Here is a 15,064-nt window from a genome sequence, read left to right as displayed (position 1 = left end):
GCCCACTCACAACAGATACAGAGCACAACAACATGACTATCAAAGTTGGCATCAATGGTTTTGGTCGTATCGGTCGCCTCGCTCTGCGGGCTGCCTGGAGTTGGCCTGAGTTCGAATTCGTGCAGATCAACGATCCAGCGGGTGACGCGGCCACTCATGCTCACCTGATCAACTTCGATTCGGTGCATGGCCGTTGGAACAACGAAGCCCGCGCCGAAGGCGACAGCGTCGTCATTGACAATAAACGGATCAAGGTCACGGCCAACAAGGCGATTGCCGACACAGATTGGTCGGGTTGCGATCTGGTGATCGAAGCCAGCGGCAAGATGAAAACCGTCGCGGTGCTGCAGGCTTACCTGGACCAGGGGGTCAAGCGTGTGGTGGTGTGTGCTCCAGTGAAGGAAAAAGGCGCGTTGAACGTCGTCATGGGCGTCAACCAGCACCTGTTCGACCCGGCGCAGCACCGTATCGTCACCGCTGCCTCGTGCACCACTAATTGCCTGGCCCCAGTCGTGAAAGTCATCCATGAAAAGCTGGGCATTCGCCACGGTTCGATCACCACCATTCACGACCTGACCAATACCCAGAGCATTCTCGATCAGCCACACAAGGATCTGCGTCGTGCGCGTGCCAGCGGCATGAGCCTGATTCCAACCAGTACTGGCTCGGCCACCGCCATTGCCGAAATCTTCCCGGAGCTGCGTGGGCGCCTCAATGGTCACGCCGTACGTGTGCCGCTGGCCAATGCGTCGCTGACTGATTGTGTCTTTGAAGTCGAACGGGCCACCACCGTCGAAGAGGTCAATCAGTTGCTCAAGGACGCTGCCGAGAATGAGCTCAAAGACATCCTCGGTTTCGAGGAGCGACCGCTGGTGTCCATCGACTACCGTACCGACCCGCGTTCATCGATCATCGATGCGCTGTCGACCATGGTCATCAACGGCACCCAGGTCAAACTTTACGCCTGGTATGACAACGAGTGGGGCTATGCCAACCGCACGGTCGAACTGGCCAAAATGGTCGGTCTGGCAGTCTGAGGAGCGGCCATGAAAGCGTTGTCAGCCCTTGCGCCGTCAGTGCGGCAGTACCTGCTCGTGACGGGTAACTACTGGGCCTTCACCCTCACCGACGGCGCTTTGCGCATGTTGGTGGTGCTGCACTTTCACGCGTTGGGCTACAGCCCGCTGCAAATCGCGGCGTTGTTTCTGTTCTACGAACTCTTTGGCGTGATCACCAACCTGGTGGGTGGTTACCTCGGCGCCCGGCTGGGCCTGAACCGAACCATGAACATCGGGCTGGGCCTCCAGGTGGCGGCGCTGTTGATGCTGACAGTGCCGGTAGCTTGGCTGACCATTCCTTGGGTGATGGGGGCTCAGGCGTTGTCCGGGGTCGCCAAGGACCTGAACAAGATGAGCGCCAAAAGCTCCATCAAACTTCTGGTCCCCGATGGGCAACAGGGCAAACTCTACAAATGGGTGGCGATCCTCACTGGCTCAAAGAACGCGCTCAAGGGTGTCGGCTTCTTTCTTGGCGGAGCTTTGCTGGCAGGGGTCGGTTTCAAAGGCGCGTTGCTGGCCATGGCGGGTGGCCTGGCGCTGATTTGGATCAGTAGCTTGATCCTGTTGAAGAAGGACCTGGGCAAGGCCAAGGCCAAGCCCAAGTTTCGTGACATTCTGTCCAAGAGCCGGGCGATCAACATCCTTTCGGCGGCGCGGATGTTCCTGTTCGGCGCCCGCGATGTCTGGTTCGTGGTGGCCTTGCCGGTGTACCTGAGCAGCGTGTTCGGCTGGGATTTCTGGAAGGTTGGTGGCTTCCTGGCGGCCTGGGTGATTGGCTACGGCATCGTCCAGTCCTTCGCGCCCAACATCACTGGAAAGAAACGAGGTCACGTGCCGGATGGTCGTGCGGCGTTTCTGTGGGCACTTGCACTGGCGGGTCTGCCCGCGGCCATTGCGCTCGGTCTGGACACCGGGCTGTCGCAACAAATGGTGCTGTTGGGTGGACTGATGGTTTTTGGTGCTTTGTTCGCCGTGAATTCGTCGCTGCACAGCTACCTGATCGTGTCCTACGCCAAGGAAGACGGCGTGTCGCTGGATGTGGGGTTTTATTACATGTCGAACGCCATGGGGCGCCTGATCGGCACCGTGCTCTCTGGCTGGATTTACCAGGTGTTTGGATTGGGCGCATGCCTTTGGATATCAAGCGCATTCGTGTTGCTGGCTGCCTTGATTTCCATCGCTTTACCCAGGCATGCCGAGGCGATATGAAGCCGCCAGGCAGGACGGCATGAACCTCATCGGGCTACGTGCATGTGGAGGAATTGGCAGGGCCCGCCGTCGAAATCCAGCCCTGAATATCCGCAACCGTCGGAATCTTCCCGCTGCTGACAACCTTCTCGTTGATCACCAGAGCCGGCGTGGAGAGGATGTCATAAGTCATCATCTTGCCCACGTCGGTGATCTTTTCGAATTCGGCCTGGATATTAAGATTCTGCGCAGCTTGACGGGCTGCGGCCTCCAGTTTCTTGCAGTTGGCGCATCCTGAACCGAGGATTTTGATGTTCAGCATTGGAAGCTCCTGGGTGTGAAAGTCAGCTTGCTGTCTGTTGACGCTGAGAACGGATCAACTGGCAGATTGCAGCGGTTATGGCCAGTGCGACCGCCACCCCTGCAGCAAGGGTGCGCCAGCCGGTGCCATCGACCCAGGCACCATAGAGCAGGCCTGCCACGATGCTGAACGACGCGACTAACCCAACGTAGGCGGCGGTCTTCTTGCGACCAATCACAGCCACCACCATGAGCATGCTCTGCAAGCTAAGTTCAGGATCTGCCATCAGATAGGCCAGGAGCGGGCCAGGATGCATACCAAGATCGAGGAACATGCGGGCGACGGGCACTTCTACCAAGGTGGGGAAGTACATGAACACGCCGAACCCTACCGCTATGGCATTGGCGAGCACGGAATTGCTGCCTGCAAGGCTTTCAATCCACTCGGGTTGAATAACCTGGCGAACCATGCCGACGATGAACACCCCCACCACCAGCACAATAAATATCTGCTTGACGAAGCGCCAGGCTTCCCACAGCCAGCCTTGCCAGTCTTCGGCTGGCAGTTTTCGGGCAAAGTACCAAACAGACAATAAGGCCAGTGCGACACCGAATACTCGACCCGTGAAGATGAACACCAACATGCCAGGTTCTGGCGTCAGGCGCATCGAGGCGATCAGCAAAGTACTGGCGGTCAGGCCCAGTGCAACCCATGTCCAGCTGTTGGCACCTTCGGTGATGTTATCCAGACCACGCTTGGCCGTGGCGGCAATCATCAGGAGTAGGGCGATGAGTACAGACCCTTGCAAGCTCACGCCTTCTTCCCCTTTGCTGGCGTCATAGGGAACCCAGTCAAACAGGGTGTCCTGCCACTCCTGGGCCCAGACAAGCGGGACCTTGATACTGATCAGGTCTGCGGTCAGGGGCCACAGTCTCAAGGTGCCCGCGATCAGCAGGGCCACCAGAGATAGGAGGATGCCCAGGGCAGGCCCGGAAATGCTGGCCTTCTCTGCGAACAGGGCATCTGCCTGTGCATCGTGGGTCAGGTCGTCTTTCCAGAATAGAGTCGCCATTATCAAGCCAATACCGATGCCGAAGATCAGGCAGAGAGTCAAACGGGCAATTGCAAACTCTGCTCCCAGAATATTGCCGGTATAGGCGAGGGCCATGATATTTCCTGCCGGGGCAAAAAACAGAAATGTGATCGCCGGGCCGATACCCGCGCCTTTGCGGTAAACGCCCGCGAACAAAGGAACAATGGTGCATGAGCAGACGGCAATCAGCGACCCGGCCAATGCCGCCGCAGGGTAGGAAACATAGACAGGTGCATGCCGTCCCAGCCAGTGAGTGATGCTGGCTTTAGGAATAAGTGCTGCCATGGCCCCGGCAATGAAAAACGCTGGCAACAGACAAAGCAGGACGTGGGCCGCCAAGTAGGACGCCAGACTGCCAGCTCCACCATTGATTAACTTAAGCAAAAGGTCCATGGAAAACCCTGGAACATGACCATTAAAAGCCAGGTTCCAAGGTATTTGTTGTGCGCTGAGCGGGCTTGACGTAGATCAGTTGCATGCTGAAAAACTTTACGTCATTCGCTAGACCACTGCGCGGCCCGGCGCAAAGCAAATCATCGCCAGGAAAACCGTCAGTATCCACTGTCATCCTGCAGGCCGAGTCGACTGTCTTTTGCTTTCAACGCACCAGTGCCGAAGGGTTTTCCTGCAGCAGCACCGAGTTGTGCAGGGTATCGAGCGCTTCCTTCAATAGGGATTGATCCTGCGCATCCGGGGACTTCTTGCTTTGCTTGGCGGCGTATTCCAGCAATACCAAGTGACTGCGGCTGGCTGAAGCTTGTTTCGGCACCACCGTCTCTTCAATCATTTTGCCCATGACGTACTTCTGTGTCCGTGTGTCCTGGCTGGCGCTTTGCGTGACGGAGGCTTTGCTCAGTCGGCCGTCCTTGTAGGCGAGGCTGGCCGAACTGCGGGCCTCGTCATGCACTTGTACGTAGAGATAGTTCTGCGAGTCGGTCGTTTTGCCTATCGCAGGTGCCTTCCCGCCCTTCAGGCTCTTGTGATAACTGGCCGATAAACTCGATTGCTGGACTTGATCGACGCTGCGATTGCTCATTATGGAACCTGCAACGACAGTTTTTTGCGACAGGTTATAAGCAAAGCTATCGACTTCGGACGGGCGCATCGGGTTGGACGCGTTGTTGGTTTGTTTGATGGACGCCTCGAAGTCTGCCAGCCCAGTCAACAGGCCTTTGTCCGTCGCGTTACGGGTCAGTGGCTGTGACGGGGTAGCGCCCTGTGGATAGTGGCTGTTCATGGCGCTGAAGGCGTCCTTGAACATCTCCATCAGGGCAGCCTTGGCGCTGCCACGCTCCTGCACTCGTTCAAACTGGGCGAGGTAGCTGTTCAGTGCGTTGGCCTGTTGCTTGGCATCGCCCAGGATTGCGCTGTTCTTCAGGTCCACGCTCAGGTTCAATTCGCCATCCGGACCACTCATTTGCGTAGTGCGGCTCTGGCTGTCGGCGCGGTAGGCAAGGATCAGGTCCTCACCGTCCACGCCCTTGAGCTTGGCGTTCAGGTCAATGGATGCCAATACGCTGGAGTCGAACTGCGTCAGCTTGCCCAGGTCGAGCTTGGGAGGCTCGGCGGTCAACCCGTCGACAGCGGCCTGGAAGGCACTGCCAAGCACACCAATCGCCTTGAGTTCGTCCTCGCTCAGCGGGCCCCCGTCCACCGTAGCCTGAACGCCAAGTCCATCGTCCTGGCTGGTCAGGCTGAAGGTAACCGTCTTGCCACTGGCGGTCTTGATGCTGAGGGTGATCAGGTTGTCGGCTTTATTGTGCAGCAGCGCCTGTTCGGATTTTATCTCGGCGGCGTTGTGAGCCCTGTCCGTGGTGGTATGGAGCACTGACTGGGAAATGCTCGAACCACTCTTGGCGAACTGCTCCACCAAGGCTGCGCCCAGGCCGTGGAAACGGTTGGCTATCGACAGCGATCTGGGGTTGGTCCCCATGACGCGAGTGACGGCATCCTGACTGGTCTTTTCCCAGACACGAACAATCTCCTGGCCGGGCAGTTGCCCGAGTCGGGAATAGGTCTGTGATTCGACATCGGCCACGGGGTTGCCCAGGCTGACAGTTGCCGATGGTCGAGCCGGAAGGGCATCAGCACTCTCTATCACTGTTGCAGGCGATGCCGCGACGGCAGAGCGAGTCTGGATGGGAAGGGCGGAGCTGATCGGGGATAGGGTAGTCATGACAGTCCGTGTCGACAGAGCAGGGTTATGCTCAATGTAGTGAATACACCGCCCGATTGAAAGCGTGGACATTGAAATAAGTGGCAGAGAGCCATGACGCATTGGCCCGTTATCGAATGCTGGAACGGCTTCGCCCCCTCTGAAAAGATTTGGTTTTTCAGGAGGGCGTCAGGCATGGTGCGGATCAGTGCTGGGTGAACAGACTACCCGATAGTGGATTGAGCCCAAGCGACTTGCTCGGATTCATGTACAGCGCTTTTTCAAAGTAGAGGGATCCTCATGAAAGCCGTAGTTTACGAAGCCTTTTCCCAACGCCCTCGTTTGATGACGGTCGAAGACCCGACCCCCGAGCGTCACGGTGTGGTGGTTCAGGTCCTTGGCACGGGCGTCTGCCGAAGCGACTGGCATGGCTGGAAAGGTCATGATCCTGATATTCAGCTGCCCCATGTGCCCGGTCACGAATTGGCAGGGATCGTGGCTGAGGTCGGTAAAGATGTCACAAGATGGAAGGTGGGCGATCGCATTACCGTTCCGTTTGTCGGTGGCTGCGGGGCATGCCCGGAATGCAATAGCGGCAACCAGCAGGTGTGCCACAGCCAGTTTCAACCGGGCTTCACCCATTGGGGTTCTTTCGCCGAGTATGTGGGGATTCACAAGGCGGATTTGAACCTGGTCGCGCTGCCTGAAAACATGGATTTCGCCACGGCGGCGAGCCTGGGCTGTCGTTTCGTCACCTCGTTCCGTGCGGTTGTCGATCAAGGCAAGGTTACGGCGGGCCAGTGGGTCGCGGTTCATGGCTGTGGCGGTGTGGGGTTGTCCGCGGTGATGATCGCCAACGCTATCGGGGCGAACGTTATCGCCATCGATATTTCCGACGATAAGCTCAAGCTTGCCCAGTCACTGGGTGCCGTCGCGACGGTCAACGCAAGTCGGGTGGCGGATGTCACCGAGGCGGTACTCGAGATTACGAAGGGCGGCGCTCACGTTTCGCTGGATGCCCTGGGCCATCCTACGACCTGCTTCAACTCCATCAATAATCTGAGACGGCGCGGCAAGCACGTCCAGGTCGGGTTGATGCTGGCGGACCAGAGCACGCCGGCAATCCCCATGAGCAAGGTCATTGCCTACGAGCTGGAGATCTGTGGCAGCCATGGCATGCAGGCTCACCGTTACGGCGCGATGATGGAGATGATCACGTCCGGCAAGCTGGCGCCTGAAAAACTGGTCGGCAAGACCATCAGCCTCGAACAATCCATTGATGCGCTCATGAACATGGATCGGTTTGACACGGCAGGGGTTACGGTCGTGACGCAGTTCTAGGCGTTCGCCGCCGGCTGGCCGAGGGATTCGCGATAATGCGCTTCGTCGACCTCGGTCAAGGTTGCATAACCGTCGTAGTGATAGATTCGATGTTGGTCACGGGCGTAGCGGTCGTCCAGGAATTGGAGGGTAGCCAGGTCGATTCGCTTGGCGCTCACCGGTCGTCGGCGGCAGAACAACTTGCGCGTGCCCAGTTGCAGGAAATCGGGATGGGGCACGCGAATCTCTTCAGGATCGAACGCCACCTCCAGCGGCTTGCCTTCCGAGAGAATCAGGCTAGGGCTGATGGCATAGGTGCCGAGAATGCGGGTATCCGAGGGATGTAGTCGCTTTTTCGCCTCGCCGTAGTAATACACCGCATCGCGATCCTTGGCCCAACCATGACCGCAGGACTCGAACGTGGCCGCTTGCGCCTTGTGAATCGGTTCCGGGAGCTGGTAAAAAATCCGGTGACAGAACACGGTCTTACCGTCAGTCAGGTAGGGCGCACCCAGTGAACGGAAATGCTCCGCGGGCGCCTGGGAAAACCGTTCCGGTACCTCGGTTTCGGCGTTATGAAACGGGATCAGATACAAGCCCTGGGCATCGCCGCACAGGTGCGTGTCCAGCAATTTGAAACTCGCCGCGTCCAGCCCGTTGATAAGGCGCCCATGGAAGTACACCTGGCGACCCAGTTCGAAACCCTGGCCGATGGCACGTAAGGGCAGTGTTTCTGCAGGTGTTTGCGATTCTTCAGGCAGGGCCTGTAGACGGTGCCACCAATAGTCCTTCATCTGCGGATGGGCTTCGAAATAAGGCGCCCAGGCCTGTTGCATGGCCGCATCGATGATGCCGCCAGAGCCCAGCGGGCCGTGCTTGTCACCGACCAGCACGGGCGAGTAATCCTGGTCATTGCGATAGAGCTGGGTCACTACGAAGCTTTCTATGTCGACATCAAGGCGTTTCTGGCGCCTGTAGACGTGCTGGTGATCGCGGTAATAGTCGAACCCCAAGTGGCGAAAACTCGGGCCATGGGCTTCACGCAAGCGGATTCCGGCGGCGTAGACGAACGTGTCGTCCACGGCAAAATAGTCATGCTCGCGTTCGCTGGCGCTGACCACGCGGCCGCACTCATCAAACACTGGTTGCCAGCATTTGAGCAGGTGGAAATCGCCAACGTAGCGAATGCTCTTGCCGGTCAGGTAATAGGCGCGGTGTCGGTCTTTGGCGTAGCGTTCGTTAAGCACGGTGAAGGTTGTCAGGTCGGCATTGTCGATGCGATAGAAGTATTCATAGGAAATGCTCGAACCTTGCTGCGCTTGCACGATGATCGACTGCCCATCGGTGCCCCAGCGATGGGCGAGCATCTGGAAGTCGTCCGGGTTTGCGATCGGCAGCGGCGTGCCGTCCTTCTGGTGCAGGGGCTTGAAGCCCTTGTAGACCTGACCGGCGATCACTCGATAGGACGGGTGGTTGCAATACCGCACCCGCGCCGTGGCGCTGGCGATAAATTGCCCCTGCAAAAAGATATTCACCCCGTCGCTGAACAGGGCAGACGCTGAAGTCACCGAGGCTGGCGACGCTGGCAACAGGGCCAGGCTGTCGGGTCGTGCGTCGGGGATTCGGCTGATCGCGTAGTCGCCGAACCAATAGGCGCCGGTTGCGTCGCGCCAGTACTGGTGGCCGAGGCTTTCCAGGCCGTGGTCGAAGCGAAACGGCAGGGCCTGCAGCGCGTGGTAGCCATGGCGCTCCCGGTAGGACGGAAGCAGGTAGTAATCGCGCAGCGTGTCGCGCAAGACCCAAGGGTTGCGTCGATGTCGCCAAACCGGCTGATCGGCCAGCAAGGGCGAGGGCGGATAACGCCCAGCGCTGGCAGATTGTGCTATCGCGCCGGGGTATGCACCTTCGGGGTTGAGCATGATGTACACATCAGGCACTTGCCCGTCGCCCAGCAGCACACCGTCGACGAAGGCGAAACCTTGATGCCATTCAAGTTGCAGCGGCTCCCAGTCAGCAATAGCCGTCTCTATGTCAGTCATGTTATTGCGTCTTGAACGTCTGATGGTTGGCCAAGGACTACAAGTTTTGCAGCGAGCTCGATCCCTGGCGAGGCAGGCTCAAGAGTGTATACTTTGGCAAATTTTGTCAAAAAACAGGCAAAGCCATGAGTACCATGAACATCTCCCTGCCGGACGCTCTCAAATCTTTTATAGATGATCAGGTTAGCCTGCGAGGCTACAGCACCAGCAGCGAATATGTGCGGGAGCTGATTCGCAAGGATCAGGATCGGCAGCATCTGCGCGGCCTGGTACTGGCCGGGGCTGAGTCGGCTCCCACTGCTCCTGTGAATGGCGACTACTTCGAATCTCTACGGGCCAAGGTGCGCAAGGGGTGAGGATGAAGGCGAAACCCGTCATTCCGCGAGCTCTGGCCAGCCAGGATGTAGAGGACGCCGTCAACTATTACCTAGATCAGCAGGCCGAGCAGGCGGCACTTAGTTTCATCGACGCCCTGGAAAACGCCTATACGCACATCAGCCGCCATCCGGCATCGGGTATGACCCGGTACGCCCATGAGCTGGATATACCCGGATTGCTCTGCTGGCCGCTGAAACGTTATCCCTATCTGGTGTTCTACGTTGAACGCGATGAACACATTGATGTATGGCGAGTTTTGCATGGCATGCGGGACATCCCTGAATGGATGTCGTCATGACTCAAGCGAACCGGTTGGCCACAATAACGTAGCCCAATCTGTAAAGATTGGGCTTTTTCACGCCAGAAAAATGGAACGCCAAGCCACTGGCCGCCGCCAGGCTCAAAAAATGAACTTGAACAGCGCAATCACCACGATCAGGCCAATCAGGAAGATGATACCTACGGTGCCGCCAAGGAATTTCAACATAAAAACGCTCTCATCGGATGGGCTTAATCGTCTAGACCGCTACCGATAACGCGCGTTTCGTTGAATATTCATGCGTTGTGATCAATGGACCGCAAAGGACCTTGGCACTGGCACATGCTCGAATTTTGAAATGGTCTTGATCCAGTAGCGACGATAGTCCGTCTGGTCCGGTGCCAGCGGTTTGTGGCTCGACCATGGATGTTTCTCCTTCAGGCTGGCGCGGTACGCCTCCCATTCTTTCTGCTCGGCCACTTCCCGGGCTTTGCTCCGGTCGTCGAACCAGCCCAGGACGTAAGCTTCGCCCTGGTCCGTGCCGTGCGCTATCAGCAAATAAATCTCTGTCATGGCTGGCCTACTGTTCTGTCCTGCGCCCCAGTCGCGAGGTCTTATCCTGGGTATCGGCCGTTATCCTCCGTTTTTGAGATTTATTGGTGAGCTGCGTTTGTTGCGGAGCAACCCCTGCTTATGACTGGCCCCACCCGCTTAAAACGTCTGCCCCAAGGAAAACTGAAACACCTGCGTATCCGCGTTATCCGGCGTTCGCACCGGAAAGGCCACGTTGGCGCTCAACGGACCCAGCGGGCTATACCAGGTCACCCCGACTCCCACCGAACTGGCCATCTGGCTGAGATCGACCCCATCGCATCCCTGGGTGGTGCTCAGGTAGCACTTGTCGGAATAGACGCTGCCCACGTCCCAGAACACCGAGGTGCGCAGTGATTTGTTGTCTTTGATGAAGGGCAGTGGGAACAGGTATTCCACGCCGCCGGTGATGAGTATGTTGCCGCCCAGTGACTCGGTGTCCCGGTCGGAGTAGTACGCTTGGCCGGCGCTGGCATAGGTGCCGGTGGCCGGTGTGTTGCGCGGGCCGAGGGTGCCGCTTTCAAAGCCGCGAACCGAGCCTTCGCCACCGGCGGTGTAGTTTTCATAGAACGGCAGGCCGTCTGTGGAGCCGTAGCTGTTGCCGTAGCCGAGTTTGGTGTGCAAGCGCAGCGAGGTGGCGTCGCTGACCGGTACGAAGGCCTGCCCGGTGTAGTCGATCTTGTAGAAGCTCAGGTCGCTGCCGGGCACCGTCGCCATCAGGTTCAGGCTTTGCGAATGCCCACGGGTGGCCAGCACGCCCTTGTTCAAGGTCGATTCGGACCAGCCGAGATTGGCCTTGAAGTTGGTGAAGTCCTTGCCTTCACGCTCGATGAAATCGTAGATCTCATCGGCGCTGTAGGTTCCTGGTTCGATGCTGTCATGTTGTACCGTCACGCCGAAATTCAACCGTGAGGTTTCATTGATCGGGTAGCCGAGGGAGGTGCCGGCGCCGTAGCTATTGATGGAATAGTACGAGTTATCGTCATCGTAATATTCGTTGTAGTCGGTGGCGTTGTAGAACGCGTTGTAACCCAGGCTCACGCCGTCTGGCGTGAAGTAGGGGTCGGTAAAGCCGATGTTGTACTTGCTTTGGTAGGACGAGCGGGTCAGGCCCAGGCTGGCGTAGTTGCCGGTGCCGAGAAAGTTGTTCTGGGTGATCGAGCCGCCAAGGATCAGGCCGGCGCTTTGCGAGAAGCCAACGCTGGCGCTGATCGAGCCGGAAGCCTGCTCTTCGACGCTGTAGTTCACATCGACCTGGTCATCGACGCCCGGCACGGCCGGGGTCTCGACGTTGACTTCCTTGAAGAAGCCCAGGCGCTCCAGGCGGGTCTTGGACTGGTCGATCAGGTAGGTCGACGCCCAGCCACCTTCCATCTGGCGCATTTCACGGCGCAGCACTTCGTCTTCGGACTTGGTGTTGCCACGGAAGTTGATGCGGTTGACGTAGGCACGCTTGCCCGGGTCCACGGCGAAGGTGATGTCGACGGTGTGGTCTTCATCGTGCGGCTGTGGCACGCCGTTGACGTTGGCGAAGGTGTAACCCTCGTTACCCAGGCGACGGGTGATCAGCTCGGACGTGGTGGTCATCAGCTTGCGCGAGAACACCTGGCCCTTCTGCACCAGCAGCAGCGACTTGACCTGGTCTTCAGGCACTTTCAGGTCGCCGCTGAGCTTGACGTCACGAACGGTGTACTTGTCGCCTTCGTTGACGTTGACGGTGATGTAGACGTGCTTCTTGTCCGGGGTGATGGACACCTGGGTCGAAGCGATGTCCATGTTGATGTAGCCACGGTCCAGGTAGTAGGAACGCAGGCGCTCCAGGTCACCTGAGAGTTTTTCACGGGCGTACTTGTCGTCGTTCTTGAAGAACGACAGCCAGTTGGTGGTCTTGAGCTCGAACAGGTCGATCAGGTCTTCATCAGGGAAAACCGTGTTGCCCACCACGTTGATGTGCTGGATCGCCGCCACGGTGCCTTCGTTGATGTTGACCTTCAGGCCGACGCGGTTGCGCGGCTGCGGCACCACTTCGGTGTCAACGGTGGCCGAGTAGCGACCCTGGGCAACGTACTGGCGTTGCAGCTCGTTACGTACACCTTCGAGGGTGGCGCGCTGGAAGATCTCGCCTTCGGCCAGGCCGGACTGCTTGAGGCCCTTCATCAGGTCTTCAGTGGAGATCGCCTTGTTGCCTTCGATCTCGATACTGGCGATGGAGGGGCGCTCGACGACGGTGATGACCAGGACATCACCGTCGTGTCCCAGTTGGATGTCCTGGAAAAAGCCGGTCTTGAACAGCGCACGCGTGGACTCCACCAGGCGCCGCTCATCCGCGTTATCGCCGACGTTCAATGGCAAGGCACCGAAGACACTGCCTGCGGAAACGCGCTGGAGGCCGTTGATGCGAATATCGGAAATCTTGAAACCTTGGGCGTGGGCAAGTGTGACATTGAGCAGCAGTGCAGCCGAGCAGAGCAGGCGCGAAAAATTCATCAAGATCTTATCCAGGACACATCGACAGGTGGTGTAGGTGGACGCGGATATCTCACCGCAAGACGAGTCACCGCGGGAGCGAGCGGGCTGGTGGCGAGCAAGCATAAAAGTTCGCTGCGTTTGGTGCGGTTAACCCAATGTCAAGTTAGGTAAAGGTTGGCCCGCGGCGATGACGGTACGCGGCACACGGGCGATAATGGCCCGACACCTACTCAAGAGCGCCCCATGATCTCTGTATTGCTAGTCGACGATGACCAGGAACTGACGGGAATGCTCAGCCAATACCTGGAGCGCGAAGGCTTTGAGGCGACTGCCGTGCACACGGGGGAGGAGGGCGAGGTGCAAGCGCTGTCCGGTCGCTACAGCATCGTGGTGCTGGACGTGATGCTGCCGCGACTGTCGGGTATCGAGGTGCTCAGGCGCATTCGGGCCGTGAGCCAGGTGCCGGTGGTGTTGCTGACAGCTCGTGGCGACAACATCGACAAGATCACCGGCCTGGAGCTGGGCGCCGATGACTATGTGCCCAAGCCCAGCTCACCGGGGGAGCTGGTGGCGCGTTTGCGGGCGATCATGCGCCGGGTGCAGCCGGTGGATCGGTCAACCGGCGAAGTGATCAGGACCGGACCGCTGGTCCTGTGGCCTGGCAAGCGCCAGGCGCTCTGGCAGGGGCGCGAGCTGGGGGTGACCAGCACCGAGTTCAGTTTGCTCGAGGAGCTGGCCCGCTGTGCCGGGCAAGTGGTGAGTAAACAGAACCTCTCACTCAATGCCCTGGGTTGTCCCTTGACTCGCTATGACCGGCGCATCGATGTGCACATCAGCAGCATTCGCCACAAGCTGGGACCGCGCCCCGATGCCAAGGCCTGGATCCAGAGCGTGCGGGGTCTCGGTTACCTGTTGATCGCCGAATGATGAAGCCCAGCCGGCTGTTCTGGAAACTGTTCCTGGCGTTCTGGCTCGCCACCAGCTTGACGTTTCTGGTGGGGTTGGGCGTCCTGGTGCTGGGCAGTTTCAAGCCCGGGGATCCGCATCTGGAAACGATCCTTGCCAGCGAGGAGCAACTGCTGCGCCAGTTTGGTGTCGAGGCGGGCCAGCAGTTGCTGGCGGTGTGGGAGCACCCTGGGGATCAGGCCATTGGTGTGTATGACAAGGCCGGTCAGCTGATAGCGGGGGCGCCGGTTCCACAGCCGGCCTACGAGCGCGCGATCATCAGCAAGGACGGTATGACGCTATGGCTGAGGTCTACGCATCCGCCCGGCAGGGAAGGTGGCGACGGGCCGGCGCGCTCGACGCCGTTGATCATCGGCACGCTGATGAGTGCGCTGTTCAGTGGCTATACGGCGTATTACCTGGCATGGCCGCTGGCCAATCTTCGGCGGGCCATGAGCGAGGTTGCTCAGGGACGTTTCGAAACCCGGGTAAAACCGATGATGGGTGGGCGGCGCGATGAAATCGTCGACCTGGCCGAGGACTGCGACCGAATGGCCAACCAACTGAAACTGTTGGTGCAAGCCCAGCAAGACCTGTTGCACGACATCTCCCACGAATTGCGCTCACCGCTAACGCGCATGCAAGCGGCCATTGGGCTGTTGCGCCAGGAACCGGCCCGCCTGGAAATGGTGGAACGCATCGACCGTGAGTCGGTGCGCATGGATACGCTGATCGAGGCGCTGTTGACCCTGGCACGCCTGCAGGGGCGACCAGAGAGTATCGAGCGCGAGCCCATCGATATCGTCGAGTTGCTGTCGGTGATCGTCGAGGACGCGCAATTCGAGGCGGGCATGAAAGGTTGTCGTGTCAGCCTGCAGGCGTCTCCGGCTTTTATCAGCCATGCCAGCGGTGAGCTGCTGTATCGGTGTTTCGAGAACGTTATCCGAAACGCCGTGCGCCATACCCGGCCAGACACCGCGGTGATGGTCGTGGCCGAGGTCAATGGCGCCGCAGATGGCCTGACAGTGCAGATCAGCGATCAGGGCCCGGGTGTTGAACATTCGCGGCTACAGAGCATTTTCAACCCATTCGAACGTGGCTTGAACGAAGCCAGTGCCGGCTTCGGCCTGGGCCTGGCCATTGCCTCAAGGGCCGTGGAAATACACGGTGGCTCCATCCTGGCGCGCAACGAGCCGTCCGGTGGGTTGACTGTGGAAATCAGCTTGCCTCGTAGGGTGTGATCTTTACACGATATTACATTGGCTTGA

The 15,064-nt window shown here is 58.8% G+C and carries 14 protein-coding genes; 7 read left to right on the top strand and 7 right to left on the bottom strand.

Going from position 1 to position 15,064, the window contains the following annotated elements; translation table 11 throughout:
* Nucleotides 1–32: 32 nt before the first annotated feature.
* Both HU749_RS19490 and arsJ read left to right on the top strand, forming a co-directional pair.
* Nucleotides 33–1,037 carry an ArsJ-associated glyceraldehyde-3-phosphate dehydrogenase gene (locus HU749_RS19490; RefSeq protein ID WP_046064634.1) on the top strand — a complete coding sequence of 335 codons (1,005 nt, stop codon included), beginning with the start codon at nucleotides 33–35 and terminating at the stop codon, nucleotides 1,035–1,037.
* Nucleotides 1,038–1,046: 9 nt separating this feature from the next.
* Complete coding sequence (gene arsJ / locus HU749_RS19485; RefSeq protein ID WP_186651482.1) at nucleotides 1,047–2,267, top strand: organoarsenical effux MFS transporter ArsJ; 1,221 nt, start codon at nucleotides 1,047–1,049, stop codon at nucleotides 2,265–2,267.
* Nucleotides 2,268–2,301: 34 nt separating this feature from the next.
* On the opposite strand, the gene HU749_RS19480 is transcribed toward arsJ, so the two are convergent.
* From HU749_RS19480 to HU749_RS19470, 3 genes are all read right to left on the bottom strand, one after another.
* Complete coding sequence (locus tag HU749_RS19480) at nucleotides 2,302–2,568, bottom strand: thioredoxin family protein (protein WP_186651481.1); 267 nt, start codon at nucleotides 2,566–2,568, stop codon at nucleotides 2,302–2,304.
* A 22-nt stretch (nucleotides 2,569–2,590) separates the two neighbouring features.
* Entirely contained in the window at nucleotides 2,591–4,033 is a 1,443-nt protein-coding gene (locus HU749_RS19475) for a permease (protein WP_186651479.1), read from the bottom strand.
* Nucleotides 4,034–4,238: 205 nt separating this feature from the next.
* On the bottom strand, nucleotides 4,239–5,678 hold the full coding sequence (locus HU749_RS19470) for a lactate dehydrogenase (protein ID WP_186651546.1): 1,440 nt from the start codon (nucleotides 5,676–5,678) through the stop codon (nucleotides 4,239–4,241).
* A gap of 417 nt (nucleotides 5,679–6,095) precedes the next feature.
* Between HU749_RS19470 and HU749_RS19465 the strand changes: the two genes are divergently transcribed.
* Nucleotides 6,096–7,136, top strand: a complete 1,041-nt coding sequence (locus tag HU749_RS19465) for a zinc-dependent alcohol dehydrogenase family protein (RefSeq protein ID WP_186651477.1) — start codon at nucleotides 6,096–6,098, stop codon at nucleotides 7,134–7,136.
* Here the strand turns inward: HU749_RS19465 and HU749_RS19460 are convergent.
* Nucleotides 7,133–9,154: a DKNYY domain-containing protein gene (locus tag HU749_RS19460; protein WP_186651475.1), complete on the bottom strand. Its 2,022-nt coding sequence runs from the start codon at nucleotides 9,152–9,154 to the stop codon at nucleotides 7,133–7,135. The genes HU749_RS19465 and HU749_RS19460 overlap by 4 nt on opposite strands.
* Before the next feature lie 125 nt (nucleotides 9,155–9,279).
* On the opposite strand from HU749_RS19460, the gene HU749_RS19455 reads away from it, so the two are divergent.
* Both HU749_RS19455 and HU749_RS19450 read left to right on the top strand, forming a co-directional pair.
* The gene (locus HU749_RS19455) at nucleotides 9,280–9,510 is read left to right on the top strand and encodes a type II toxin-antitoxin system ParD family antitoxin (RefSeq protein WP_024617907.1); all 231 of its coding nucleotides are present in this window, start codon (nucleotides 9,280–9,282) and stop codon (nucleotides 9,508–9,510) included.
* 2 nt (nucleotides 9,511–9,512) lie between these two features.
* Nucleotides 9,513–9,830 (top strand): type II toxin-antitoxin system RelE/ParE family toxin, encoded by a 318-nt coding sequence (locus tag HU749_RS19450; protein ID WP_024617906.1) that lies wholly within the window; start codon nucleotides 9,513–9,515, stop codon nucleotides 9,828–9,830.
* Nucleotides 9,831–9,932: 102 nt separating this feature from the next.
* Here the strand turns inward: HU749_RS19450 and HU749_RS29760 are convergent, their stop codons facing one another.
* The 3 genes from HU749_RS29760 to bamA all read right to left on the bottom strand — a co-directional run bounded on the left by HU749_RS29760 (nucleotide 9,933) and on the right by bamA (nucleotide 12,869).
* A complete protein-coding gene (locus HU749_RS29760) occupies nucleotides 9,933–10,019 on the bottom strand; it encodes a small membrane protein YohP (protein ID WP_442087941.1) in 87 nt (28 codons plus the stop codon).
* Between the two features lie 81 nt (nucleotides 10,020–10,100).
* Nucleotides 10,101–10,364, bottom strand: a complete 264-nt coding sequence (locus HU749_RS19445; protein WP_003203536.1) for a hypothetical protein — start codon at nucleotides 10,362–10,364, stop codon at nucleotides 10,101–10,103.
* A gap of 138 nt (nucleotides 10,365–10,502) precedes the next feature.
* Nucleotides 10,503–12,869: an outer membrane protein assembly factor BamA gene (gene bamA / locus HU749_RS19440; protein WP_217870548.1), complete on the bottom strand. Its 2,367-nt coding sequence runs from the start codon at nucleotides 12,867–12,869 to the stop codon at nucleotides 10,503–10,505.
* 225 nt (nucleotides 12,870–13,094) lie between these two features.
* Between bamA and HU749_RS19435 the strand changes: the two genes are divergently transcribed.
* Together HU749_RS19435 and HU749_RS19430 are read left to right on the top strand one after the other, a co-directional pair.
* Nucleotides 13,095–13,778 (top strand): response regulator transcription factor, encoded by a 684-nt coding sequence (locus HU749_RS19435; RefSeq protein WP_014337608.1) that lies wholly within the window; start codon nucleotides 13,095–13,097, stop codon nucleotides 13,776–13,778.
* Entirely contained in the window at nucleotides 13,775–15,037 is a 1,263-nt protein-coding gene (locus HU749_RS19430; protein ID WP_186652565.1) for a HAMP domain-containing sensor histidine kinase, read from the top strand. The genes HU749_RS19435 and HU749_RS19430 overlap by 4 nt, the downstream gene beginning before the upstream one ends.
* Nucleotides 15,038–15,064 lie beyond the last annotated feature (27 nt).

The organism is Pseudomonas ogarae, from assembly GCF_014268695.2.
Lineage (GTDB): Bacteria > Pseudomonadota > Gammaproteobacteria > Pseudomonadales > Pseudomonadaceae > Aquipseudomonas > Aquipseudomonas kilonensis.
Note: the sequence above shows the minus strand (reverse complement) of the source record. Positions and strands in the feature narration are given on the sequence as shown.